The 25,440-nt window shown below is 57.0% G+C and carries 21 protein-coding genes; 12 read left to right on the top strand and 9 right to left on the bottom strand.

Annotation, left to right across the window (positions count from 1 at the left end; translation table 11 throughout):
• Window positions 1-82: 82 nt before the first annotated feature.
• The 3 genes from O77CONTIG1_RS19625 (at window position 83) to O77CONTIG1_RS19615 (ending at window position 3,423) form a co-directional block, all read left to right on the top strand.
• Window positions 83-1,318, top strand: a complete 1,236-nt coding sequence (locus O77CONTIG1_RS19625; RefSeq protein ID WP_084782860.1) for an iron-containing alcohol dehydrogenase family protein — start codon at window positions 83-85, stop codon at window positions 1,316-1,318.
• Window positions 1,315-2,508, top strand: a complete 1,194-nt coding sequence (locus O77CONTIG1_RS19620) for an aspartate aminotransferase (protein WP_068514155.1) — start codon at window positions 1,315-1,317, stop codon at window positions 2,506-2,508. Before O77CONTIG1_RS19625 ends, O77CONTIG1_RS19620 begins: the two co-directional genes overlap by 4 nt.
• A gap of 84 nt (window positions 2,509-2,592) precedes the next feature.
• Window positions 2,593-3,423 carry a Uma2 family endonuclease gene (locus tag O77CONTIG1_RS19615; RefSeq protein ID WP_084782859.1) on the top strand — a complete coding sequence of 277 codons (831 nt, stop codon included), beginning with the start codon at window positions 2,593-2,595 and terminating at the stop codon, window positions 3,421-3,423.
• A 68-nt stretch (window positions 3,424-3,491) separates the two neighbouring features.
• On the opposite strand, the gene O77CONTIG1_RS19610 is transcribed toward O77CONTIG1_RS19615, so the two are convergent.
• Complete coding sequence (locus O77CONTIG1_RS19610; protein WP_068514153.1) at window positions 3,492-3,947, bottom strand: VOC family protein; 456 nt, start codon at window positions 3,945-3,947, stop codon at window positions 3,492-3,494.
• A gap of 221 nt (window positions 3,948-4,168) precedes the next feature.
• On the opposite strand from O77CONTIG1_RS19610, the gene O77CONTIG1_RS19605 reads away from it, so the two are divergent.
• On the top strand, window positions 4,169-4,957 hold the full coding sequence (locus O77CONTIG1_RS19605) for a pentapeptide repeat-containing protein (RefSeq protein WP_068514150.1): 789 nt from the start codon (window positions 4,169-4,171) through the stop codon (window positions 4,955-4,957).
• Here O77CONTIG1_RS19605 and O77CONTIG1_RS19600 read toward each other — a convergent pair.
• Both O77CONTIG1_RS19600 and O77CONTIG1_RS19595 read right to left on the bottom strand, forming a co-directional pair.
• On the bottom strand, window positions 4,940-5,863 hold the full coding sequence (locus tag O77CONTIG1_RS19600) for an FTR1 family protein (protein ID WP_068514143.1): 924 nt from the start codon (window positions 5,861-5,863) through the stop codon (window positions 4,940-4,942). The two genes, O77CONTIG1_RS19605 and O77CONTIG1_RS19600, sit on opposite strands and share 18 nt — an antisense overlap.
• 150 nt (window positions 5,864-6,013) lie before the next feature.
• On the bottom strand, window positions 6,014-6,508 hold the full coding sequence (locus tag O77CONTIG1_RS19595) for a winged helix-turn-helix transcriptional regulator (protein ID WP_172799729.1): 495 nt from the start codon (window positions 6,506-6,508) through the stop codon (window positions 6,014-6,016).
• A 367-nt stretch (window positions 6,509-6,875) separates the two neighbouring features.
• On the opposite strand from O77CONTIG1_RS19595, the gene O77CONTIG1_RS19585 reads away from it, so the two are divergent.
• The 6 genes from O77CONTIG1_RS19585 to ppsA all read left to right on the top strand — a co-directional run bounded on the left by O77CONTIG1_RS19585 (window position 6,876) and on the right by ppsA (window position 18,154).
• Window positions 6,876-7,595 (top strand): alternative oxidase, encoded by a 720-nt coding sequence (locus O77CONTIG1_RS19585; protein WP_068514138.1) that lies wholly within the window; start codon window positions 6,876-6,878, stop codon window positions 7,593-7,595.
• Window positions 7,596-7,966: 371 nt separating this feature from the next.
• Window positions 7,967-10,759: a bifunctional acetaldehyde-CoA/alcohol dehydrogenase gene (gene adhE / locus O77CONTIG1_RS19580; RefSeq protein ID WP_084782858.1), complete on the top strand. Its 2,793-nt coding sequence runs from the start codon at window positions 7,967-7,969 to the stop codon at window positions 10,757-10,759.
• A 128-nt stretch (window positions 10,760-10,887) separates the two neighbouring features.
• On the top strand, window positions 10,888-13,149 hold the full coding sequence (gene pflB / locus O77CONTIG1_RS19575) for a formate C-acetyltransferase (RefSeq protein WP_068514135.1): 2,262 nt from the start codon (window positions 10,888-10,890) through the stop codon (window positions 13,147-13,149).
• 89 nt (window positions 13,150-13,238) lie between these two features.
• The gene (pflA, locus tag O77CONTIG1_RS19570) at window positions 13,239-13,970 is read left to right on the top strand and encodes a pyruvate formate-lyase-activating protein (RefSeq protein ID WP_068514130.1); all 732 of its coding nucleotides are present in this window, start codon (window positions 13,239-13,241) and stop codon (window positions 13,968-13,970) included.
• A 361-nt stretch (window positions 13,971-14,331) separates the two neighbouring features.
• Window positions 14,332-15,207: an S-methyl-5'-thioadenosine phosphorylase gene (locus tag O77CONTIG1_RS19565; RefSeq protein WP_068514128.1), complete on the top strand. Its 876-nt coding sequence runs from the start codon at window positions 14,332-14,334 to the stop codon at window positions 15,205-15,207.
• Window positions 15,208-15,688: 481 nt separating this feature from the next.
• Window positions 15,689-18,154 (top strand): phosphoenolpyruvate synthase, encoded by a 2,466-nt coding sequence (gene ppsA, locus O77CONTIG1_RS19560; RefSeq protein WP_068514125.1) that lies wholly within the window; start codon window positions 15,689-15,691, stop codon window positions 18,152-18,154.
• Window positions 18,155-18,197: 43 nt separating this feature from the next.
• Here ppsA and uraH read toward each other — a convergent pair whose 3' ends face one another.
• A complete protein-coding gene (uraH, locus tag O77CONTIG1_RS19555) occupies window positions 18,198-18,572 on the bottom strand; it encodes a hydroxyisourate hydrolase (protein ID WP_068514122.1) in 375 nt (124 codons plus the stop codon).
• 72 nt (window positions 18,573-18,644) lie between these two features.
• Window positions 18,645-19,805: an FAD-dependent urate hydroxylase HpxO gene (gene hpxO, locus O77CONTIG1_RS19550; RefSeq protein WP_068514119.1), complete on the bottom strand. Its 1,161-nt coding sequence runs from the start codon at window positions 19,803-19,805 to the stop codon at window positions 18,645-18,647.
• Between the two features lie 550 nt (window positions 19,806-20,355).
• Here hpxO and O77CONTIG1_RS19545 point away from each other — a divergent pair.
• Window positions 20,356-20,559 (top strand): hypothetical protein, encoded by a 204-nt coding sequence (locus tag O77CONTIG1_RS19545; RefSeq protein ID WP_068514116.1) that lies wholly within the window; start codon window positions 20,356-20,358, stop codon window positions 20,557-20,559.
• Window positions 20,560-20,619: 60 nt separating this feature from the next.
• On the opposite strand, the gene O77CONTIG1_RS19540 is transcribed toward O77CONTIG1_RS19545, so the two are convergent.
• Window positions 20,620-21,324, bottom strand: coding sequence for an aspartate/glutamate racemase family protein (locus O77CONTIG1_RS19540; RefSeq protein WP_068514115.1), 705 nt, complete (start codon window positions 21,322-21,324; stop codon window positions 20,620-20,622).
• A 121-nt stretch (window positions 21,325-21,445) separates the two neighbouring features.
• Window positions 21,446-21,967, bottom strand: coding sequence for a YraN family protein (locus O77CONTIG1_RS19535; protein WP_068514111.1), 522 nt, complete (start codon window positions 21,965-21,967; stop codon window positions 21,446-21,448).
• Window positions 21,968-22,211: 244 nt separating this feature from the next.
• Between O77CONTIG1_RS19535 and O77CONTIG1_RS19530 the strand changes: the two genes are divergently transcribed.
• Complete coding sequence (locus tag O77CONTIG1_RS19530; RefSeq protein ID WP_286132421.1) at window positions 22,212-22,772, top strand: pentapeptide repeat-containing protein; 561 nt, start codon at window positions 22,212-22,214, stop codon at window positions 22,770-22,772.
• 275 nt (window positions 22,773-23,047) lie between these two features.
• Here the strand turns inward: O77CONTIG1_RS19530 and O77CONTIG1_RS19525 are convergent, their stop codons facing one another.
• Complete coding sequence (locus O77CONTIG1_RS19525; protein WP_068514108.1) at window positions 23,048-24,058, bottom strand: hypothetical protein; 1,011 nt, start codon at window positions 24,056-24,058, stop codon at window positions 23,048-23,050.
• On the bottom strand, window positions 24,051-25,193 hold the full coding sequence (gene hetZ / locus O77CONTIG1_RS19520) for a heterocyst differentiation protein HetZ (protein ID WP_156435492.1): 1,143 nt from the start codon (window positions 25,191-25,193) through the stop codon (window positions 24,051-24,053). The genes O77CONTIG1_RS19525 and hetZ overlap by 8 nt, the downstream gene beginning before the upstream one ends.
• Window positions 25,194-25,440 lie beyond the last annotated feature (247 nt).

The following is a 25,440-nucleotide window of genomic DNA, read 5'->3' as shown; positions in this document are numbered from 1 at the left end:
AGCGCCCAATGCTCACCCCCAAGCGCTCCTCAAACGCTCCAATGCGCCAACATCCCGCTCCGCAATACTTGTCTTCCAACCTATGGACAAACTCTCCCCTCCTCCGACGCTGATAACCGCCACAATTGCTCCGGCACAGGTAATGCGCGGGCAGGGGGCGATCGCCCAGGCGGCAGAGGCGATCGCGCAGTTGGGCCAGTGGCCCGTGGTGATTGGGGGCGATCGCACGCTGAAGGTGGTACGGCCACGGCTCCAGCCCGTGTTCAAAAAGCACTCGCTGAGCGCAGTGGAGGCAAGCTATGGGTCAGATTGCAGCGAGTCCTCGCTGGCCAAGCTGCGGGAGGCGATCGCCCAGCATGGGGCAGATTTTGTCGTCGGCGTGGGCGGCGGCAAGGCGCTGGATGCGGCCAAGCTGGTGGCACACCAGACGAACCTGCCGATCGTTACGATTCCTACCTCTGGCGCGACCTGCGCGGCCTGGACGGCGCTATCCAACGTGTATTCCGAGGCGGGCGCGTTTCTCTACGACGTAGCGCTGCCCCGCTGTCCCGATCTGCTGATTTTGGACTATGACCTGGTGCAGACGGCGGCCCCGCGCACGCTGGTTGCGGGCATTGGAGATGCGATCGCCAAATGGTATGAAGCGTCGGTCAGCAGTGGCCACTCGGAGCGCACGTTTTTGATTGCGGCGGTGCAGCAGGCGCGAGTGCTGCGCGATATCCTGTTCCAAAAGTCGGCCGAAGCGCTGCGATCGCCCGGTGGCGAAACCTGGCAAGACGTGGTGGATGCAACAGTGCTGCTAGCGGGTGTAATCGGTGGCATCGGCGGGGCACAGTGTCGCACGGTGGCGGCCCACGCGGTTCACAACGGGCTGACCCACCTGACCCAGAGCCACGGCACGCTGCACGGCGAAAAGGTGGCCTACGGCATTTTGGTGCAACTGCGGCTGGAGGAAATGGTGCAGGGCAATCGCTTGGCCAGCAGTGCCCGCCAGCAACTCCTCCAGTTTTACAGCGAAATCGGCCTGCCCAAAACGCTGAGCGATTTGGGTCTGGGTGACATCACCATTGCCCAACTGCAACACGCGGCCGAAGTCGCTTGTGCAGACCGTTCTGATATTCACCGTCTGCCCTTTGCCGTCACCCCGGCTCACCTGATGGCGGCGATGGTGTCCACGACTGCGCCAATCGCTGATAGCTGGGGGCAGGATGCGGGCGCAGGGCGATCGCCAGATGAAACGAGTTCTTCTGCCGGGTCGCAGCCGACTCATCCCTCCTCCTTCCTCCTGCATCCCTTTTCGTCGGAGGTGTCGGAATGAAACTGGATTGGATTAGCCCAGCCGATCGGCTGAGTGCGCTGCCGCCCTATGTGTTTGCGCGGCTAGATGAATTGAAGGCGCGGGCAAGAGAGCAAGGGCTAGACCTGATCGACCTGGGCATGGGCAACCCCGACGGCGCAACGCCTCAGCCCGTCGTAGAAGCGGCGATGAAGGCGCTGCAAAATCCTGCTAACCACGGCTATCCGCCCTTTGAGGGGACTGCGAACTTCCGCAAGGCAATTACCGATTGGTATGCGCGGCGCTACGGGGTGCAGCTTGACCCTGACGGCGAGGCGCTGCCGCTGCTGGGGTCAAAGGAAGGGCTGACGCATTTATCCTTTGCCTATGTGAATCCGGGCGATGTGGTGCTGGTGCCCAGTCCGGCCTATCCGGCGCACTTTCGCGGGCCGGCGATCGCCGGAGGCGACATTTACCCGCTGGTTCTCAAGCCGGAAAACAACTGGCTGATTGACCTAGCGGCGATTCCCGACGAGGTGGCCCGCCGCGCCAAGATTTTGTACTTCAACTATCCGAGCAATCCCACGGCCGCCACTGCGCCGAGGGAGTTTTTTGAAGAAATTGTCGCCTTTGCCCGCCAGCACCAGATTCTGCTGGTTCATGACCAGGCCTATGCAGAGCTGGCGTTTGACGGTTATCAGCCCACCAGCCTGCTGGAAATTCCTGGCGCAAAGGAGATTGGCGTGGAGTTTCATACCATGTCCAAGACCTACAACATGGCGGGCTGGCGCGTCGGCTTTGTGGTAGGCAATCGCCATATTATTCAGGGACTCCGCACGCTGAAGACCAATCTGGACTACGGCATCTTTAGCGTGCTGCAAACGGCGGCCGAGACGGCGCTGCAACTGCCGGATGTATATCTGCATGAGGTGCAGGAACGCTACCGCACCCGCCGCGATTTCCTGATTCGCGGGCTGGGCGAACTGGGCTGGAACGTGCCCAAAACCCTAGCGACGATGTACCTCTGGGTCGATTGCCCGCCGGGAATTGGCTCCACCGACTTTGCGCTGCACCTGCTGGGCGAAACAGGGGTGGTGGTGACTCCGGGCAATGCATTTGGAGAAGGCGGCGAGGGTTATGTGCGAATCAGCCTGATTGCCGAGTGCGATCGCCTCGGTGAGGCGCTGCGCCGCATGAAAGACGCGGGCATCCACTACAAGGCGTGGCAGTAGGTGGGAAACAGCGCCCGGCCGAGCGGTTTGGGAATGCCTGCGTCCAGTCCGCTACACTGAATTCATCCTTCACTCCGTCTCGCCATGTCCATTGCAAAAGACCTGGAAGATCGCGGCACGGAACCTGCGGCGATGCCGAGTGCTGAGCCGAGCGCTCCACAAAACCTGGAGCCTGATTGGGCCGCTGGTATTGACTCTGGCCTTGACCTGGACAAGGTTCCCTTTCCGCCCGGTGACCTCTACAGCGACGAACCTCCCTTGGAATCTGAACTGCATCTCCGCCAAATTTTGCTGCTGATTCAGTCGCTTGAATGGCTGTGGCGCGGGCCAGACCCCAGCACCCACCGGGATTTCTACGCCTTTGGCAATCTCACCATCTACTACAGCCTGCGCGAGCGCAAGTCGGAGGACTTTCGTGGGCCGGACTTTTTTGTGGTGCTGGGAGCCGACCCCAAGCCCCGCAAGAGCTGGGTCGTGTGGGAAGAGGGCGGCAAATATCCCAACGTCATCATTGAGCTATTGTCGGACTCGACGGCTAATGTCGATCGCGGGCTGAAAAAACAGCTTTATCAAGACACCTTCCGCACGCCCGACTATTTCTGGTTTGACCCCCATACGCTGGAGTTTTGCGGATTTCACCTGGTAGACGGGCGCTATCAGCCCCTCGAACCCGACTCGCGGGGCTGGCTGTGGAGCGAACAACTCCAGCTATTTTTGGGAGTCCGCGATCGCAAGCTGCGGTTTTTCACGCCAGACGGGCAGCTTGTGCTGCTTCCCGAAGAGGCAACCGCCATCGAGCGGCAGCGGTTTGAGGAAGAACGGATTCGCGCTGAGGAAGAAAGACAGCGGGCAGAGCAGGCCGAAGCGCTCCTCGCGCAATATCGAGCGCGGTTTGGTGAGTTGCCCAGCGAGTAGCGCTTCGACGGTTGCCTGGGTTGAGGGCGATCGCCCCTCCTTGCTTCTTGATCTACCCCCAACTTGCGCTAAACCATTGCGCTGAACCGGGCATTTACCTCTTCCATCGACAAATCTTCGACGTGGGTCGCAAGCGTCCACACATGGCCGAACGGATCGGCCAGCGTACCCGCGCGATCGCCATAAAACTGGTTTTCAACCGGGCGAATTTCCGTCGCGCCTGCGGCGATCGCCTGATCAAACAGCGAATCCACATCTTCCACATAGACCATCAGGTTGACAGGCGTACCGCCAATTGCCTGAGCGCTAAGATGGTTCATCTCCGGAAACTCGTCGGACAGCATGATGGGCGAGTTGCCGATTTTGATTTCGGCATGAGCCAGCTTGCCCGATGGGTCTGCCAGACGCATTAGCTCCGTTGCCCCAAATGCCTGCTCATAAAAGGCGATCGCCCCGGCTGCGTCATGCACAATCAGATACGGGGTCACCGCTGAATATCCATCAGGAATCGGTTTGACTGCCATCGTGATCGCCTCCAAAAAAAGAACAAATGTACTCTATCATAGAGCAGCTATCCTAGTGCAGCGCCAAAATTAAAATTAATGCGCCGGTTTTGCGATTTCTCAGTACACTTTTGGGCAATGTGATGTTGCAGCGGTTGATTCCCAGGGTTAGATCCCATAGTTGACTCACACCGTATTGCAGCGATATCGCGGAACTCCTCCACCCGGTTTTGAACAACGCTATGAACTCCAAACTTGTTTCGCTAGGACTGTTGGCTGCGCTAGGTTTGGCCCTGCCTGCCCGCGCTGAAAATCTTGAGCATGTGCAACGGTTGCTTGCGAATCGCCAATGCCAGCAGTGTGATTTGCACCGGGCGGGGCTGGTGTTTACAAACCTGTCGGGGGTCGATGTCAGCCGTTCTGACCTGAGTCTGGCGAATTTGAACCGGGCGAACCTGCAAGGGGCAAACCTGCAAGGGGCAAACCTGCAAGGCGCGGTGTTGTCCTATGCCAATCTGGGCGGAGCCGACCTGCGCGGGGCCGATTTGCGCGGGGCAGACTTGCGCGAAGCCTATCTCTATGGCGCAAACCTGACCGGGGCGCTGCTGGACGGGGCAAACTTGTGGCGAGCAATCGGCTTGCCCGAAACCCTGGTGTCGGTGGAGCAAGTTTACCTCTGGGGGTTGGCAGAGGCGCAGCGCGGCAACTTCCCCGATGCGATTCAGTATTTCAACCAGAGCCTCAGCCGCCAGCCCGACTTTTCAAACGCGATGCTGGCGCGGGGCATTGCGCGGCTCCAGTTGGGCGATGAAGCAGGGGCGATGGAAGACGGACGGCGGGCGCAACAAATGTTTTTGGCTCAGGGAAACATTCCAGGGCAGCAGCTTTCGGAGCGGTTTGTCACTGGGATTGAGCAAGTCCTAGCAGCCGAAGAGCGGGAACGGCGGGCCCAGCGGCGCAGCAACGGCGTTGGCAATGTAGTGAGTGCCCTTGGAGGCTTGGCGAGTCTGTTTCTACGCTTTTTGCTGTAGGGACGGGGCTTTGGGCGCGGCTGGGCTGAGGCTCTGAAAATAGAGCCAGCCAACGGTTCCCAAAAACGCGAGATAGGCGATCGCCTGCCCCAGATACAGCTGATCGCGGTAGCCCAGCAGCGCCTTCAGCAGTACGCCGGGAAATTGTTTGTCGGGCAGCACGGCGCGGGCATCCCACACCTGCGGCCCCAGCACGCAGTCTGGCCCGGCGCTAAAGCAGAGATAGGACAAATCGGGGTGAAGCTGCACCCAGGCGGCGATCGCCATGTCCACATGACGCAGCATGGAAATCACCAGCCCCGACACAATCAGCAGCAGCAGCACGCCCATCACCTGAAAGAACCGCTTCAGGTTGATTTTTACGCCCAGTTGAAACAGCAGAATCCCGATGATCACCGCGCCCACCAGCCCCGCCACTGCGCCCAGCGCCGGAGCCAGCCCTTCCTGAAACTGCGCCGCCAAAAACAGCACGGTCTCAAATCCCTCGCGCAGCACGGCGATGGTAATCAGCCCAAACACGCCCCAGCCCGCGCCATCCTGCTGCAACGCTGAGTTAATTGCGCCTTCCACCTCGGCCTTGAGGCTGCGGGCCTGCCGCGTCATCCACACCAGCATCCAGCTCAGCAGGGCGATCGCCACCAGTCCAAACCCCGCCTCTAGTGCCTGTTTCAGCACGGGGGCATAGCTCTCTTGCGACTGGTTCAGCGCCGCCAGCACGCCGCCCAGCAGCACGCCCACCAGCACGCTGCCCGCCAGCCCCGCGCCGATACCGCCATACACCCACGAGTCAGCCGCGACTGCCCCGCTTTGCTGAGGGCACGCCAGCACGATGCCCACCACCAGCGCCGCCTCCACGCCCTCGCGCAACGTCACCACAAATGCAGGCAAAGCAGCCGTTAAATCCATTGGTTCAAACAGCCCCAACTCAAGAACAGACTCGCAAGCATTGCGACGGTTGCAACCGCAATTACAATCAAGAATTGCAACCCGGAATTTCAACCAGCATCGCAACTAGGGATTGCAGCCAGGGATTGCAGCCGGCATTGCAATCAGCGATTACACCTGTGATTCTACTCTGCTACTGCTACAGGCGGCGAGATGGGGCTGGGTGTTGGGGGCGATCGCCGGCAAAGCGTCGGGCAAAGCGTCGGATTGCGGCGCTTCCTGATGAGGCATATCCAGCGGACACTCGCAGACCCCCTGCTGAAGCCAGCGCATCCCCACCTGATGCAGCGCCGCCATCACGGGCTGAATTTCTCGGCCCTTGTCCGTCAACCGATACTCCACACGGGGCGGAATCTCTGCATAGACCGTCCGCTCTATGAGTCCGTGTTCTTCTAGCTCCCGCAGCCGCACCATCAGCGTTTTGGTGCTTAGCCCTGGCAGTGCATCGAGAAATTCATGGGTTCGGCGGGCAGGGCGACCATTCTGATTTGACCCACTGGCAAACAGCTCGCGCAAAATCAAAATGGCCCACTTGCTGCCAATCAAGTCGAGCGTAAACTGAATCGGGCATTTGAAATCAGAGGAAGAATGAGAGCGAGAATCCAACGGACTATCTCCTGAACTGTAGGGGTGCAATTGATCTATCTCAGGATTAGCAAGTGATCCATCCAATAGCTTCTTCGACCCGATACCAGGCTATTAGTGCAAGGGATACGAATTCGTCAGGTTTAACGTTTTCTTCCAGTTCCGTCCAAATCCAGCACCCATCTGATTCTTTTCCTCTGGGTAACTGGGTGTGCATTTTGGAAACTGTCTTGTCCTCCTGAGGCGTGTCTTTCATCATGGGGGCAAAGGCAAGTACTCAACAAACCGCTGCCTTAGTCCTGCTGTCATCTGGGCACTTGTGCATCCGGTACATCCCATTCCGCTTCAAGCTGCCCGTTGCACACTCACTTTTTGGAGAATTGGCTGAATGGTTAAGTTACTCGTTGGCGTGCTGGTGTTTGTGATCAACCAGATTTATCGCGATCGTCCGATTCCTCGGTTTTACGTGCTGGAAACTGTAGCTCGCGTTCCCTACTTTTCTTACCTGTCGGTTTTGCATTTGTACGAGACGCTGGGATTGTGGCGGCGTGTGGAGTGGCTCAAGGTACACTTTGCCGAGTCTTGGAACGAGCTACACCATCTGCTGATTATGGAAGCGTTGGGGGGTAGCCAATCCTGGGGCGATCGCCTTCTAGCCCGCAGCGTTGCCTTGCTCTACTACTGGATTATCGTGGCGCTGTATATTATCTCACCCAAGTCGGCGTATCACTTTATGGAGCTAGTAGAGGAACATGCCTATCATACCTACGACCTGTTCTTGGTGCAGGAAGGCGAAACCCTAAAGGCTCAGTCTGCTCCTCAAGTAGCCCTTGAATATTACCAAACGGGCGATCTGTATCTATTTGACGCGTTTCAAACGGCCCATCGTCCGCAGGAACGTCGTCCAGCAATTAACAATCTGTATGACGTGTTTGTTGCCATTCGCGATGACGAGCGAGAACACGTAAAAACGATGGTGGCCTGCCAGCAAGCAGACCATACGGGCAGACTCGGCTACGAACCTCTTCAGGAATTGCCGTCAAACACCGTCGCAGAGCCAGTTTTGATTGAGAAAGCTGAGGAAAAAGAAGTCGTGACGCGCTCATAGCTAGGAGAGTCAGGCTCAGAAAGAGCATGAAAGAGCCTCAAAGAGCCTCAAAACCAGATGCGTATCGAGCCTGACCCTGAGCTTGCCTTGACCCTCACGTTGCAGGAATTTTGTAGGGATTGATGATGGAACTGTTCGGCTTGTGAGGAAACTAGAGAGATGGTTTTGTGAAGCCCAAAGATCCTCTTGCTGTTTTTACTGAAGCACAGTTGGAAACGCATTTGGAAACGCAGTTGGAAGCACGTCTGGAAACGCATTTGGAAACGTATCTGGAAACGTATTTGGACACACGATGCGCTAACGCTTGAAGATCGTAGACGCTACACCGCCGACTCAGATCCACACCTACTCACACCAGTTAAGGAGTCCCTATGCAGGTTACTACGATTCAAGAATTGGAAACGCTGATCGAACGAGTCAAGGCAGCCCAGGCTCAATACGCAACCTACACCCAGAGCCAGGTAGACTGGATTTTTAAGCAAGCTGCCCAAGCGGCTAACGCCCACCGGATTGATCTGGCCAAGCTGGCCGTTGCAGAAACCGGGATGGGCATTGTTGAGGACAAGGTGATCAAAAACCACTTTGCCTCGGAAATTATCTACAACAGGTACAGGCATGAGCGCACCTGCGGGCTGATCGAAGAAGATGACACCTTTGGCATTCAAAAAATTGCCGAGCCTGTGGGAATCCTGGCGGGTATTGTTCCTACAACAAACCCCACTTCGACCGCCATTTTCAAGTCGCTAATTGCTCTAAAAACTCGCAATGCCATCATTTTTTCGCCCCATCCCCGCGCCAAACGCTGTACTGTGGAAGCGGCACGAATCATTCTTCAGGCCGCTGTCGCTGCGGGTGCGCCAGATCATATCATCGGCTGGATTGATGAACCGTCCGTGGAACTATCGCAGGCATTGATGCAGCATCCAAAGATTAAGCTGATTCTGGCAACGGGTGGGCCGGGAATGGTGCAGGCGGCTTACTCATCCGGGCATCCGTCGCTGGGGGTGGGCGCAGGCAACACGCCCGCCGTGATTGCCGAAAGTGCAGATATTCAGACGGCGGTGAGTTCTATCTTACTCAGCAAAACGTTTGATAACGGCATGATTTGCGCGTCAGAGCAGTCGGTGATTGTGGTTGATTCTATTTACGATGCGGTCAAGCAAGAGTTTACAGCGCGAGGGGCCCATTTCTTGAATCCAGAGGAGAAGGCGAAACTGGGTGAACAGATTGTGCAGAATGGGCGGCTGAATGCGGCCATCGTGGGACAGTCGGTACAAACGCTGGCAAAACTGGCGGGAATCTCCGTGCCGCCACAAACCAAGGTGCTGCTGGCTGAAACCGACCGAGTGGCCCTGGATGAGCCGTTTGCCTGGGAAAAACTGTCGCCGATTCTGGCGTTTTATCGGGCAGCCAACTTTGAAGGGGCGATCGCCCGTGCCGAAGAACTCATTAACTTTGGCGGCAAGGGGCACACCGCCGCCCTCTACATCGATACCGCCCAGCGTTCCGAAATTCAGCTTTTTGAAACGCGGATGCAAACAGGGCGCGTGCTGATCAACACGCCAGCTTCCCAGGGGGCAATTGGTGATTTGTATAACTTCAGGCTCGATCCGTCGCTGACGCTAGGCTGCGGTACCTGGGGCGGCAACTCAATCTCTGGCAATGTCACCGTGCATCACCTGCTGAATATCAAAACCGTGTCGCAGCGGCGCGAAAATATGCTTTGGTTCCGTGTACCGCCCAAGGTCTACTTCAAGAGCGGCTGCTTGCCGATGGCGCTGGGCGACTTGGTAGGCAGGCAGCGGGCATTTATTGTGACCGATAAGCCGCTCTTTGACCTGGGCATGGTCAACCCTGTCACGCGGGTTCTGGAGGATTTGAAAATTCGCTACGACGTGTTTCACGAGGTCGAACCTGACCCGACGCTATCGAATGTGAATCGCGGACTGGAGCAGTTGCGGCGGTTTCAGCCGGACGTGATTATTGCGCTGGGCGGCGGCTCGCCGATGGATGCGGCCAAGATCATGTGGCTGATGTATGAGCAGCCGGAGGTGGAATTTGCGGGCGTGGCGATGCGGTTTATGGACATTCGCAAGCGGGTGTATGAACTGCCGCCGCTGGGTCAAAAAGCCCTGCTGGTGGCGATTCCGACCACCTCAGGAACGGGGTCTGAGGTCACGCCTTTTGCTGTGGTTACGGATGACCGGGAGGGCATTAAATATCCCCTAGCAGACTATGCCCTGACTCCTAGTCTGGCGATTGTAGACCCGGATCTGGTGCTGACGATGCCACCCAAGCTGACGGCCTGGAGCGGGATTGACGCGCTGACCCATGCAGTTGAAGCCTATGTGTCGGTGTTTGCGACGGACTTTACCAACGGGCTGGCGCTAGAGGCGATCGCCCTCCTGTTCCAATATCTGCCGCGCTCCTATCGCAGCGGAGCTAGTGACGCTGAAGCCCGCGAGCGGATTCACTATGCCGCCACGATTGCGGGCATGGCCTTTGCCAATGCGTTTTTGGGCATCTGCCACTCGATGGCGCACCAGCTTGGCGCGATGTTCCATGTTCCACACGGACTGGCTAATGCGCTGCTGATCTCCCATGTAATTCGCTACAACGCCACAGATCAACCCTTCAAGCAGGCAATCTTCCCGCAATACAAATACCCCAACGCCAAGGCCCGCTATGCCCAAATTGCCGACCATCTGCACCTGGGGGGCAACACAACCGATGAAAAGGTGGAACGGCTGATCATCGCGGTGGAAGAACTAAAGCGCAATGTCGAGATTCCGGCAACCCTGGCGGAAGCGCTCAGTCAGATGGGGCAGTCCTCCTATCCGGGGGGCGATCGCGCTTCGTTCTATGCCCAGCTTGATAACCTGGCCAACCGCGCCTTCGACGACCAATGCACGGGGGCAAATCCTCGCTACCCGCTGATCCAAGACCTGAAGGAGCTATTTGTGTTGGCCTATGAGGGGCCCCAGGCCGATCCAGACGACGTGCCGCTGTGCTATCGCGCAGAAATTGCCCGCGCCAGTCAGCAGCTTGCGCCAAACCCCAGCGAGCATGAACCTGCGGACGTAGGCGATCTGTCTGCCTCGGTGATGGCGGAGATGCCCTCGATTCCGCCCTCAATTCCCTCTGTAGCGGCGGACGACTCATAGCCCCCCGGCGCGGGGCCGGCCCGGAATCTGGCTGGCCCTGCGAACCCGCCGCTTTTTCTAATTTCAGGTCTTACCTTCAAGTCTTACGTTCAAGTCTTACCTTCAGGTCTTACGTTCAAGGAGGCACTATGCCAACGCTTGTTTTAGAACCGGATGCCAGTCAAGCGCGATCGCCCTGGGACGGGTTTGTGCCCGGAGTCTGGGTAGAACGGATTGACGTGCGCGACTTTATCCAGAAAAATTACACGCCCTACACCGGGAATGAGGCGTTTTTAGCACGTCCCACCGCTGCCACGCGCACCCTGTGGCAGCAAGTGACCCAATTCATGCAAGCTGAGCGAGAACGGGGCATTTTGGATGCCGATACGCGGGTGGTGTCGAGCATCACCTCCCACCCGCCGGGCTACATTAACCGCGAACTGGAGCGGATTGTGGGGCTACAAACCGACCAACCGCTGAAGCGGGCGATTATGCCCTTTGGCGGCATTCGGGTTGTGAAGGCAGCGCTGAATGCCTACGGCTACACGCTCGATCCAGAGACAGAAGCCGTTTTCACGCAATATCGCAAAACACATAACGACGGCGTATTTGATGCCTACACCCAGGAAATGCGGATGGCACGGCGTTCGGGCATTATCACCGGGCTACCCGATGCCTATGGGCGAGGGCGGATTATTGGTGACTATCGGCGAGTGGCGCTGTATGGGTGCGATCGCCTGATTGAAGATAAGAAAGACCAGAAGCGGTCGCTTGAAACCCTCAGCGATGAACCCACCATTCGGCTGCGGGAGGAACTGTCGGAACAGATCCGGGCGCTGGAGGAACTGAAGCAAATGGCCGCCAGCTACGGCTGTGACCTCAGCGCCCCGGCCGCCAATGCCCAAGAAGCCGTGCAGTGGCTTTATTTTGGCTATCTGGCCGCCGTGAAAGAGCAAAACGGCGCGGCGATGTCACTGGGGCGGGTGTCTACGTTCCTAGATATCTACTGCGAGCGGGATCTGCGAAACGGCACGGCTACGGAAATCGACATTCAGGAACTCATCGACCAGTTTGTTATGAAGCTGCGGATGGTGCGGTTCCTGCGAACGCCGGAGTATAACGAGCTATTTTCGGGCGACCCGACCTGGGTGACGGAATCCATTGGCGGCATGGGAGAAGATGGGCGGCCGCTGGTAACAAAAACCAGCTTCCGAATGCTGCACACGCTGAAGAATCTGGGCCCGGCTCCAGAACCCAACCTCACAGTGCTGTGGTCTGAACGACTGCCAGAAGCGTTCAAGCGATATTGCGCCAGGGTTTCCATTGAAACCAGTTCAATTCAGTATGAAAACGACGACCTGATGCGGCCTGAGTTTGGCGATGATTATGCGATCGCCTGCTGTGTGTCTGCCATGCGCGTGGGCAAGCAAATGCAATTCTTTGGCGCACGGGTCAATCTGGCCAAAGCCCTGCTCTACGCCATCAACGGTGGTCGAGATGAAAATACAGGCGAACAAGTAGCGCCCCCGTTCCGCCCCATCCTGTCGGATTATCTAAATCCCGACGAGGTGATGGAAAAATTCGACAGACTGTTGACTTGGTTGGCAGAGCTATACATCAACACGCTGAACGTCATTCACTATATGCACGACAAGTACTGCTACGAGCGGATAGAAATGGCGCTGCACGATCGGGAGGTCTATCGCACGATGGCCTGTGGCATTGCAGGACTTTCGGTGGTGGCGGATTCGCTGTCCGCGATTCGCTATGCCAAGGTGAAAGTGTTGCGGAATGAGTCTGGACTTGCTGTGGACTATGACGTGGAAGGTGATTATCCAAAATTTGGGAACAACGATGACCGGGTAGATGACATTGCCGCAAACCTGGTGACGACCTTTATGAACAAGCTGCGGCGGCATCGTACCTACCGCGATGCCGTGCCCACCCAGTCTGTGCTGACGATTACTTCCAATGTGGTCTACGGCAAGAAGACGGGCAGCACCCCCGACGGGCGAAAGGCCGGCGTGCCCTTTGCCCCCGGTGCAAACCCGATGCATGGCCGCGACACCAAGGGGGCGATCGCCTCCCTCGCCTCTGTCGCCAAGCTGCCCTACACCCACGCCAAAGATGGCATTTCCTATACCTTTTCCATCGTGCCCGACGCATTAGGAAAGCAGACGGGCGATCGCATCCAAAATCTGGTGAGCTTACTAGACGGCTATTTCCACGATCGGGGGCATCACGTCAACGTGAACGTACTCAATCGAGAAACCTTGCTCGACGCGATGGCGCATCCTGAACAATATCCACAACTCACGATTCGAGTGTCGGGCTACGCGGTTAACTTCATCAAGCTCACCAAGGCGCAGCAGTTGGATGTCATCAGCCGCACCTTTCATGATCGCGTCTAGGCGCGGATGACATTCGTTAGAGATTCGCTTTCATTTAAGACGTTCAGCCGACGCAACGCAGGGCGAAAAGACTCCAAACGGTAATTTATATGTCAATCACCGGACGCATCCACTCCATCGAAACCTGTGGCACGGTCGATGGGCCCGGCCTTCGAGTCGTGGTGTTTACTCAGGGCTGTCCCCTGCGCTGCCTCTACTGCCACAACCCCGACTGCCGCGAGATATCGGGTGGCACTGAGGTCACTGCCGACGAAATCGTCGCCGAGATTCAGAAATATCGTTCTTACATTCGCCCGCCCGGTGGTGTGACCATTAGCGGCGGCGAGCCACTGATGCAGCCGGAGTTTGTGCAGGAGATTTTGCAGCAGTGCAAGGCGCTGGGCATTCACACCGCGCTGGATACGTCGGGCTACTGTCCGCTGGCGATCGCCCATCCAGTGCTAGAGTTTGTCGATCTAGTGCTGCTGGATATCAAATCATTCAATCCGTCGATTTATACTCAGGTAACCAGCGTTAGCCTCCAGCCCACCCTGGATTTCGCGCAATATCTCAGCGATTGCCGCAAGCCTGCCTGGATTCGCTTTGTGGTCGTGCCGGGTCTAACAGATAATCTAGATAATGTCTCCGGACTCGCCCAGTTTGTTGCCCGCTTAAAGAACGTGGAGCGAATAGAAATTATCCCTTTTCACAAAATGGGCGAATACAAGTGGCAACAGTTGGGCTACGACTATCAGCTCAGCAGCACCCCAACGCCAACGCTGGAGTGCATTCAGGCAATTCGGGCGCAGTTTCAGCAGGTCACGCCCGCGCTAGTGCTATGAGCCAAAACAGCCTGACTCCTGTGCCCTGCGATGCCAGCGCGATCGCCAAACGGTTGAGCCAGACTTTTACGTCCTCTCCCATTTCTTCCTCTAAACCCCTGTAAGCTTAGGAAGCAGGTACAGCGTTTTTGAAGCTAGTGAGGTACGTGAATAGTCAAGAAGCGTTTGCCTCGTCGTCAGGACTGTGCGTGCCTCACCCCGCAAGAACGCAAGAAAATGCTGTAATACTTCAACTGCCGAAGCCTTCCTGCAAAACCAAACCCCTTGTAATCTTAGGAAGCAGAGCATCCCTTGGTAATCTCTAAACCGATTACCGATTACTGTTGGGCGAATCTTTTCAGGACGATTAAGGACGGCAACTATGACAGATGTGCGAATTGGCATTATCGGCGGCAGCGGCCTCTACAAGATGGAGGCGCTGAAGGACGTGCGCGAAGTCGAAGTGGAAACGCCCTTTGGCAAGCCGTCGGACGCGCTGATTGTGGGCACGCTGGAGGGTACGCCCGTTGCCTTTTTGGCGCGGCACGGGCGCAACCACACGCTGCTGCCATCGGAACTGCCGTTTCGGGCAAATGTCTACGCCATGAAGTCGCTGGGTGTAGAATATCTGATCTCCGCGTCGGCGGTGGGGTCGCTGCAAGCAGAGGCAAAGCCGCTGGACATGGTGCTGCCAGATCAGTTTATCGATCGCACGAAGGGGCGAGTCTCGACCTTCTTTGGCGAAGGCATCGTGGCGCATATCGCTTTTGGCGATCCGGTGTGCAAGAACCTGGCGGCGGTGCTGGGCGAGGCGATCGCCTCCCTCGATCTGCCCGATGTAAGGCTACACCAGGGCGGCACCTACGTCTGCATGGAGGGGCCGGCCTTTTCTACTCGCGCCGAGTCGAACCTTTACCGAAGCTGGGGCGCAACGGTAATCGGCATGACCAACCTGCCCGAAGCCAAGCTGGCCCGCGAAGCCGAAATCGCCTACGCAACGCTGGCGCTGGTGACAGATTATGACTGCTGGCATCCTGACCACGACAGCGTGACCGTTGAAATGGTGATTAGCAACTTGACGAAAAATGCGGTGAATGCTCAGCGCGTGATTCAGGAAACCGTCCGCCGCCTGGCCCAAAATCCGCCGCCCTCGGAAGCCCACCACGCGCTGAAATACGCCATCCTCACCCCCTTGGATAAAGCCCCCGCCGAGACGAAAGCCAGGCTGGAACTGCTGCTGAAAAAGTATTTGGGCTAACGGAATCTTTTGGGTGATTGGAATCTTTTGAGTGATTGGTGTGAGGATGCACACATAAAGATACAGGTCAAAGATATTAGGTCAGAGTCTACTTCTCTAGGTTAAAAAGTCAGTCAATGAATTCGCCCAAAAGGGGGTTGTTTTCTATCAGAAAACCCCTGTCATTTTAGGCACAGCTAAATTTTTTCAAAGGGCGATCGCCCTCTGCGAAAACCTCAAAACCCAAAAACCGCAGCCTCCAAAAGCGTGAATTCTTGGAGCGTTCTTGTCGATCCCTGACCGATTCGTCAAGAATTGTAATTAATTATACAGTTTAACACTTGCTCGAACTCAGGCAGCACCTAGGCTTGGGCAATTTTCGTTGACTCCGCTCAATTGTAGCCATCAGGACACCTCCAGCCCGGTTGATTAGCATGAAGAAGAGGGGGCCAATGCAACCAGTCCCTCATCGCTTCCACACGCTTGCCTCAAGGAGGTACTCATGGTTCAGCTATCCGAACGCAGCGTCGCAATGCCGCACGATCAGAGTTTGGTGCTGTGGTTTGAGGATGTCGGCATTCACGATATTCCGCTGGTAGGCGGCAAAAATGCCTCGCTGGGAGAAATGATTCGTCAGCTCACCTCCAAGGGGGTGCGGGTGCCGGGTGGGTTTGCAACGACCGCCCATGCTTATCGCCATTTCATCCAGAGCGCAGGGCTAGAAGACGCGCTGCACCGCCTGTTTGCCACGCTGGATGTGGATGATGTAGAGAATTTGCAGACCCACGGGCGGGAAGCGCGATCGCTCATTCTCAACGCCCCCTTTCCCCAAGATTTGGAAGAGGCGATCGCCCAGGCCTACACCGAACTCTGCCGCCGCTACGGGCCCGAAACCGATGTCGCCGTGCGCTCTAGTGCCACTGCTGAGGACCTGCCCGATGCCAGCTTTGCCGGCCAGCAGGAAACTTATCTCAACGTCCACGGCATTGAGGCTGTGCTGGATGCCTGCCGCCACTGCTTTGCCTCCCTCTTTACCGATCGCGCCATTTCCTACCGCACCACCAAGGGCTTCGACCATTTCAGCGTAGCGCTGTCGGTGGGCGTACAGAAAATGGTGCGCTCTGACCTGGCAGAATCGGGCGTGATGTTTTCTATCGACACCGAGAGTGGCTTCCGCGATGCGGCACTGGTGACGGCAGCCTATGGTCTTGGCGAAACGGTGGTGCAGGGTTCCGTCAACCCGGACGAGTATCTGGTGTTTAAGCCGACGCTGCGAGAAGGGTTCCGACCGATTTTAGCTAAGCGACTGGGCAGTAAAGAAATCAAAATGGTCTACGACACCGACGGGGAACATCTAACCAAGACGGTGCCGGTGGAACAAACTGAGCGCGATCGCTTTGCCCTCAGCGACGACGACATTCTCAAGCTGGCGGAATGGGCCTGCATCATCGAAGACCACTATTCCCAAACCCACGGCACCTACACGCCGATGGACATGGAGTGGGCGCGAGACGGCATCACTGGAGAGCTATATATTGTGCAGGCGCGGCCAGAAACCGTGCAGTCGCAAAAAGCGCAGACCGTACTGCGGCGCTATCGCCTAGAGCGCGAGGCAGGCGCAAAAACCGAAGACACCACCTACACGCATCACGAGCCGCTGGTGACGGGTCGCGCTGTGGGCGAAATGATCGGCCAGGGCAGGGTGCGAGTCATTCTCAGTCCGGCGGATATTCACACGTTTCAGGCAGGCGATGTGCTGGTGACGAGCCGTACCGACCCAGACTGGGAGCCGATTATGAAAAAAGCAGGGGCGATCGTCACCGATCAGGGTGGCCGCACCTGCCACGCGGCGATTATTGCGCGGGAGTTGGGCATTCCGGCGATCGTCGGCTGCGGCAACGCGACTCAGGTCTTGCAAACGGGGCAAGAGGTGACGGTTTCCTGCGCTCAGGGCGAAGAAGGGCGCGTCTATGCTGGGTTCCTGCCGTTCCAGATTGAGGAAACGCCGCTCGAAGACCTGCCCCGCCCGCGCACGCAGATTCTCATGAATGTAGGCAATCCCGAAGAGGCGTTTCGCCTGTCGGCCCTGCCCAACGATGGCGTGGGTCTAGCCCGGTTCGAGTTCATCATTGCCAACCATATCCGTGTGCATCCGCTGGCGCTGCTGAACTATGATCAACTGCCAGAGGATGACGAAAAAGCGGCGATCGCCCAGCTCACCCATCTCTACGACCACAAGCCAGACTACTTTGTAGACAAGCTGGCCCAGGGCGTGGCCACCATCGCCGCCGCATTTTACCCGAAGCCCGTCGTGGTTCGCATGTCAGACTTCAAGAGCAACGAATACGCCAACCTGCTGGGCGGCAAGTCCTTTGAACCCCACGAAGAAAACCCGATGCTGGGCTGGCGCGGTGCAGCGCGGTATTACGACCCGAAATATCGTGACGGCTTTGCGCTGGAATGTGAGGCGCTGAAGCGCGTCCGCAACGACATGGGGCTAACCAACGTGATTCCCATGATTCCCTTCTGCCGCACGCCGGAGGAAGGACGCAAGGTGATGGCAGAACTGGAGCGCAACGGCCTAAAACGTGGCGAAAACGGCTTGCAGGTCTATGTCATGTGCGAAGTGCCCAGCAACGTTATTTTGGCAAACGAGTTCAGCGAAATCTTCGACGGCTTCTCGATCGGCTCCAACGACCTGACGCAGCTCACGCTGGGACTCGACCGCGACTCGGCGCTGGTAGCAAACGTGTTTGACGAGCGCAACGAAGCCGTGAAAACGATGATTCGCGTCGTGATTGAACGAGCCAAAGCCAACGGTCGCAAGATCGGCATCTGTGGACAAGGGCCGAGCGACTATCCCGACTTTGCCCGATTCCTCGTCAGCCAGGGCATCGACTCCATCAGCTTGAACCCGGATACGGTGGTGAAGACCTGGCTGGATGTGGCGCAGGCGGAGGCTGGCTAGAACTGGCAAACGTTCCAGGCGCGTTGCGCCTGGAACGTTTGCTTTAACTTCCGCGATAGGTGCTGTATGACCACGGCGACACCAGCAGCGGGACGTGATAATGCGCGTCGGCATCGGCAATGCCAAAGCGGATGGGAATCTGGCTGAGAAATGGCTGTTCGGGCAGTGCGTCAGGAAATTGGGCAAAGTAGTCGGCAACCGAGAAGACGAGTTCATACACACCAGCCTTCAAGTTGCCATCGCTGAGCAGGGGCGCGTCGGTGCGGCCGTCGGCGTTGGTGGTGACAGTTTTCAGCAGGGTGCGGCCGTCGCCATTCGGATGAATGCCGCCGTGAATCGCGTAGAGGGCGATCGCCATCTGCGCTGCCGGACGGCCATGCGCCGTGTCCAAAACATGAGTCGTAAGCTTACCCGCCATCACGCTGTCTCCCGTTTCTCGATTTCTAACCCTGCTCTACATCCCAGCGTTTAACCCCGCTTCCCAACCCGCCTAGCGCAGCGGCCCCGCCAAAATCACCTTACTAATGGCATCGGTCACGTCGGTCGGCTTTTCGGTCGCCAGTTGACGATACCACTGCTGCGTCACGGCAGGGTCTTTGCCGTGGATTTGCTCGGCCCGTTTGCGGGCCTTTTCTACCACCGCGTTGGCGCGGGCCATGCGCTCCGACTCGTAACGCTTCAGGGCATACTCGATGCTGATATTCGTGGTCAGCAAATAGTTTGCCAACACCAGCGCATCTTCCATCGCCTGACAGCCGCCCTGACCCAGATCAGGACAGGTCGCATGAGCGGCATCGCCCAGCAGTGCTACCCGCCCGCGCACATAGCGGTCGATCGGGCCGACATCGTGAATTTCGGGCCGCGCCACGGCGAAGGGATCAAAGCGGTCGATCAGCCGCTGCACGGGGTCGGCCCAGCCCGCGAAATGGGCCTTTAGCTCGTCGCGATAATTTGCTGGATCGGCAGGTGTGCCCTTGGGCAGCGGCACATCCAGGAAGAAATAGAGGCGATCGCCCGCTACCGGCATCATCGAGGCCCGCTTGTGTTCGCCGACGTAAATTACCCAACTCTCCGGCGGAGCCAGATCAGCATCGGCAGGCACCAGTCCATTCCAGTTCACATAGCCCACATATTGCGGCTCTACCTCGCGCCCGACCACGTAGCTCCGCAACACCGAGCGGATGCCGTCCGCCGCCACCAGAAAATCGCCCCGCGCCTCGCGCCCGTTGGCAAACTGCACCGTCACGCCGTGGTCGTCTTCCTCCACGCCGATGCAGCGACAGTCCAGGTGAATTTTGCCGGGAAAGGCTTCCATCAGCATCATTTGCAAATCGCGGCGGGCAACCGGATAGGGGCGTTGCCCCACCTTGTGGATCAGCGGCGCAAGCTCGATATGGTTGAGCAGTTCTCCCGCCTTGGTGTGATACTGCATCCGGTTCATGATGCCGCCAATGCTAGCCATGCGATCGCCCAACCCCAGACGGTTCAGCACTTTCACGCCGTTCGACCAGACGGAAATTCCCGCCCCCACTGGGCGCATTTCCTTCACGCGGTCATAGATTTCCACCTCATATCCGGCTTGTTGCAGGGCGATGCCAGCCGTCAAGCCACCAATCCCAGCCCCGATCACGATCGCCTTCAGGTTTTGCATAGATCTCCGTCTGTCGCTTTCCTGTATACGGTATACAGCGTTTTACAAACCTATCTAAATCTGTCTAGAGAAAGAAATACTAGAGAAAGAAATAAGACGCATCAAACGCCTCATTTTGTATCTTGATTTACCGAATGAATACTCAAATGCTTGTGTGGAAAGCTTTTTAGCCGAATATTCCATTTCTTACTCGCTTTTATTCTAATCGCTTTCCAGAGTGGCTTTTCAGTGATTTACAATCGAACCTTGACTTGATATCTAGAAGTGATATTATCCTTTTAGGTTAAGGATATCGTTTATTGATATCAAACCTGCGCCCTAAAGTGGCTGATGCAGCTCCCCATCAGCCATTCGACGGCGCTTGGGCGATCGCGCGAGATTGCCCGCCGTTTCTTGCGAGCAACTCCCTAAACGCCCCATAAGCCCGTCATAAACCTCTGATAAACTTAACTAGCGGTTCAAAAAACCTGCCATACAATAAAGGTACTGGGAAGATATTGGCGAGGGTATTGTTGTAAGACCAACCCTACCCTTATTGCGGGAGGTGCTTATGCTTGTCATCCTTATGGAGGATCAACTGCTTCAGCCGCAGCAAGTGTGTCAAAGCTGCCTGATGGCGGATCGCAGCGGTCAACCTCGCTGGCAACAGGGGCGACTGCGCTGTGGCCGCGCCTTGGGCAAGCCGTCAGAAAACCTACCGGAGCAGTATGAATGTCAGATGGGCTTCCGCATTGCCAATATCGAGCCTGCCTGAGAGTTTTCCCTGATGCAGTAAAGACGCAAAGAATCAGGAGAGTTCACACCAGAAACTCTTTTACTTGAAAAGCTTTTTTTCTGGAAATTTGTAGGTTAACCACTTGCTGGTTTGCAGGTTTAGATTTACCAGCATTTCGGCAAAGCGCACGCCCGCCGCCACCGGATCGACGCACGGTGCGCCCAGTTCCTCGCTCAGATACTCCGCCATGCCGCCCATGCCCGCGCAGCCCAGGATAATCGCCTCTGCGCCATCATCGGCTAGCGCCAGTTTGCCTAGGTGAACCAGTCCTTCCATCACCGCATCGGGGTTTGCTTCGCACGCCAGCACGGGCATATCCACACAGCGGATCGAGGCGCAGCGCTCCATCAGTCCTGTCTTTTTCACAATCGCCTCGACCATGTGGTGACTGCGGCGCAGCGTCGTCACGACCGACCAGCGGGGGGCGATCGCATTTGCCGCATACATCGACGCTTCGGCAATGCCAACCACGGGCTTGGTCGTCACTTCGCGCACCGCATCCAGTCCCGGATCGCCCCAGCACGCCAGCACATAGCCGTCGGTCGTTGCCTTTGTGCGCTGCACCTCCGCCAGCACATGGGGAATCGCCAGGTATTCGTCGTAGTAGCTCTCGATCGAGGCGGGGCCGTGGGCCGGGCAGGTGGTGAGGACTTCTGTTTCTCCAGAAACGTTCGCCGTCGCAATCTGCTCGATGGAGTAGGTCATGTCGCGGCTGGTGTTGGGGTTGATGACGTGGAGGCGCATTGGGATTGATGGGATGTTGGATTGATGGGATGTTGGAGTGATGGGATGTTGGATTGATGGGATGTTGGATTGATGGGGTGTTGGATTGATGGGATGTTGGATTGATGGGGTGCCGGAGCAGCTAGATAGCGCTGAAGGCGTTGGGGAGGTAGTGTTGCAGGGTGAGGGTGTAGTGGGCGATCGCCACGGGTTGACCCGGCTCGATGGGGCTGTCTGGAATGTGGAGGTGGGGCGCAGGCGCTGAGCGGGTGGGCGACATGGGGCGCGATCGCCCCCACACCAGCGCCACGTCAAATCGGCAGTTTCCTGTGGATAATTCTGGATATTCTCCCAAAAACAACTCCGCCGCCTGCCACAACTTTGCCTGTTTTTGTGGGGTCACGGCCAGCAGCCCGCCCGCATCCCATCCCGCATTTTGTCGCGCCTTCACTTCGACAAACGCTAGCGTAGCAGCAGCCTTTGCGGTTGGCGGTAGCTGGGCGATCAGATCCAGTTCGCCCCAGCGACAGCGCCACCGTCGTTGCAAAATGGTTGCGCCCTGCTGGATGAGCCATTGCGCCACCAGCGCTTCGGCCAATAGCCCAAATTCGCCTGCTGCGGCGCTTCGAGGATTGGGGACTGGCTGAGGAGCAGGCTTGGGCATGGGTATGGCGACGGATTCTGAAACAGGCGGCCGCAGACTTGCGCGGGGATTCGGGTAGGATCTTTTAAGTAGGAATCTGTCTGATATCGACTCCCCCAAGCAGAGCTACGGATGGAGTTGCTGGAAGTCCCGCAGACGCTTGACGGGCAATCTAAAATCGCAAATCCAAAATCGAGAATCGATATAAGGCGTTTCTGCAATCAACGTAACTTAATCAACATAACTTACTGTGCCAGGTAGGAAGATGATGCGTGGGTTTTATTCGGGTTTGGTGCTGCGTGTCGGTGGCGCTGAGGTTTGGCAGGTGTTGCAACCCCTGATTTCGTCTGGCTGGCGGATGCTGGGGTGGAGCCTGGTGCTGGTGGGGGCGATCGCCCTACTTTCTCCAGCTCCGGCTCAGGCGCTCGACTACAACCGCGAAAACCTCGTCGATGCTGACTTTTCGGGGCGCGACCTCACCGACTCCAGCTTTACTAAGGCTAACCTCCGCAACGCAAACCTCAGCCACACCCAACTTCAGGGTGTCAGCTTTTTTGCGGCAAATCTGGAGAGCGCCAACCTGGAAGCAGCTAACTTGACCAACGCCACCCTCGATTCGGCCCGCTTGGTCGAAGCTAACCTCAAAAACGCCATTCTGGAAGGCGCATTTGCCTTTAACGCCCGATTCGAGGGTGCAATCATCGACGGGGCAGATTTTACCGATGTCCTGCTGCGCGAAGATATGCAGGACAAGCTCTGTGCGGTGGCTCAGGGCACGAATCCGGTCACCGGGCGCAACACCCGCGACACGCTGAATTGTTTCTAGCGTTGCTTGTAGGATCGGATACTCATCAGATATTCGTAGCCAGATACTTAGCCAGATACTTATAGCCAGATATTCGTAGCCAGATACTTATAGCCAGATATTCGTAGCCAGATACTCATAGCCAGATACTCATAGCCAAATATCGCGTAGTGCAAGATACAATCCTGCACAAAAAAATCCCGCGCTTATGAAACACGGGATTGAATCGATTAGTTAGCTAGCTGTATAAGTCTGTGCAATTTGGGTGTGCGGTCTTGGCACACGACAAATCTGACTTACTCACCAATGGCGATCGCAAACGACAGCGACTTCGTGCCTGCTTGCTCCAGTTCAACTTGCACCGAGTAGGATTGCAATGCTTCCACTTCCAGCAACTCCAGGCTGACTGGGCCAGCATTGGCGCGATGGGCGCTCTTTTCGACCTCGCTGCTTTGCAGCTTTAGCCGTCCGGCGCAGGGCAGTTGGGCCACCAGCCGCAAACTACCAGATTCCAGTAGCATTGCCCGCAGAGTCAGCAAGCCAGCCGTGGTATGCCATTCGCGCTCTAGCACTGGCTGAGCAGGAGAAACAGTCAACACCAGCGTATTCAAAATTTCCCGCGCTGCCACCAGCGACAGCAGCATTTGCTGAGGCTGGGTCGCTGCATCATAATGATCGGGCACGCCTTCCAAAACAGGAGCAGACGCTCCGGAACGGGCAGGAGCCGCCATTACATAGCCAGCGAGGTGATTTAGCGCGGCCGACTCACCAGGAAACAAAGACTCCACAGCTTGTACCAGCTTTCTGCCTTCCTGCAACGAGGATTGCAGCAGCGATTGGCACTGTTCAAACAGGCGATTTAGCACGCCTTCGGGCATCGGCACGGGCAGGTTGAGTGCCTGCATTTGGGATGCCCAGACAGTTGCAGTCGCTAGCTCTGGCGCGAGGGCATCTTCATACTCTCGCACTTCGGTTTCCCAGGGATAGAGGGGCGGTCGGCGCTCGATTTCCTCCCGCAACCGATGTCTCAACAAAGCATAAAAACGGTCTTGCACAGCAGGTATCTCTCCTGAATGGGATAATGGTGTGTCTTGAAAAGAAAAAATGTCCGACTCGGTCAAGTAGTTCAACAGCGTGTTGAGCTGTTCCGAGTCGAGCAGATTATCGTGATTCGATTGCGGATGTGCTGCATCCAACGCATCACGTCCGGTTTCTAAACCGGCTTCCCCTGATGGCGCAGCAGTCGATTGATCTAGCTGTTGTAGGAGCCAGGAAACAATATCCTCAGCTTCTGAGTCACTATTCATCCCCGATTACTCCTGCTCCGGACACAACATTGTTACGAATTTCCCAAGCAAGTTCTAGCAATTTAGACCATTGTTTTTGCACTTGGGTTGCCGTGCAGCCGAGAGATTGGGCGATCGCCCCGTCGGGTCTGCCCTGCTGTTTGAGTTTTAGCATTTCCTGTTGGGTCGTGCTGAGGCGGCTGAGCAATTCGTCCCACTGCTGCGGCGTTAGCCCCAGATTTCGCTCTAGGTCTGCCTCTAGCCATTGATGCACCAGTTCCCAGTGATGCGACAGGGCAAAGCGAATCAGGTGATATTTGAACCGCTGCTGCAAATAGTCGCGCTGGCGGGGCGTAAGTCCCAGAATTTTTTCGATTTCCTGCGTCGGCAAATCCTGGAGCCGGAGCGTGAAATAGTCGGCACAGTCTTTTTGCTGGCGCTCTTCTAGATAACTCAACAGTTCTGCGACGACAGTATGCCGCAGGGAATCTTCTTCGACCTCTGGCTCCTGGGCGACCATCTGTTCCCGCACCTGCTGCATGGGCGCGCCGCTGCGCGACTGGTCGGTTTCCCCAGTTGCGCCTTCGGCCGCCTGCTCCATGTCCACCATCGTTTCAGGCGGCTGCTGCTGCGAAAAGGTCTGCGCCCGCAGAATGATCAACTGCTGACTGCGGCGACCCGGCAGCGGAATCCGCCGCTTGCCATAGCGCTCGGCAAAAGCCATGTATTCTGCCAGTTCCAGCGCTGTGCGCGGACTGTAGGTGGGGGAAAGTTGGTTTTCGCGCCGGAAGGCGTTGATGGCTTCGATATAAAAGATTTGCAGAAAATCTTCGATCAGCCCTAGTCGCGCCTGATAGCTGGATTGCACCTGGGGCGGCGTGATGTAGCGATAGACCACGGCGCTGAGGGTGCTGTGCAGGTCAACCCGACCCCGGCGCGACCCAAGCTGGTAATATTTCAAACACTGCTTGAGTCGGTGGCGAGCAAGGGCGATTGACCAGGCTTCGACCTCTCCGGACGACTGAATGCGCTTGCTTTCTGAACAAATGCGGGCGACCTCTCCGGTAATGCGGGAGGTCACGTCGCGGCAGTTTTGCTCAGACGCACGGGTGCTTTGCTTCAGCTCGTTAAAAACCAGGTTAAAAATAGCCTCCACGCCTTGGGTGCTCTCTCCCTGATGGATGTAGATCGTTACAACGTTAACACACCCCTACGGAGTGGCAAGGGTGGGGTAGTGCAGCCCCAGTCTGTGTCCAGACTGGCGTTCTCGATCAACAGCCTGATTCAAGTCGAGTCAGCAAACCTACGGGTTGCTGGAGGGCGCTATTATAGCGCGTTGAGGGGAAAAGCCGTTGCTTCAGCAAGCTTTGCTTTACCGCTTTGCTTTACTGAAGCCGCCGCCT

This window comes from Leptolyngbya sp. O-77, from assembly GCF_001548395.1.
Lineage (GTDB): Bacteria > Cyanobacteriota > Cyanobacteriia > Elainellales > Elainellaceae > Thermoleptolyngbya.
This window is presented reverse-complemented; position numbering and strand designations above follow the sequence as displayed.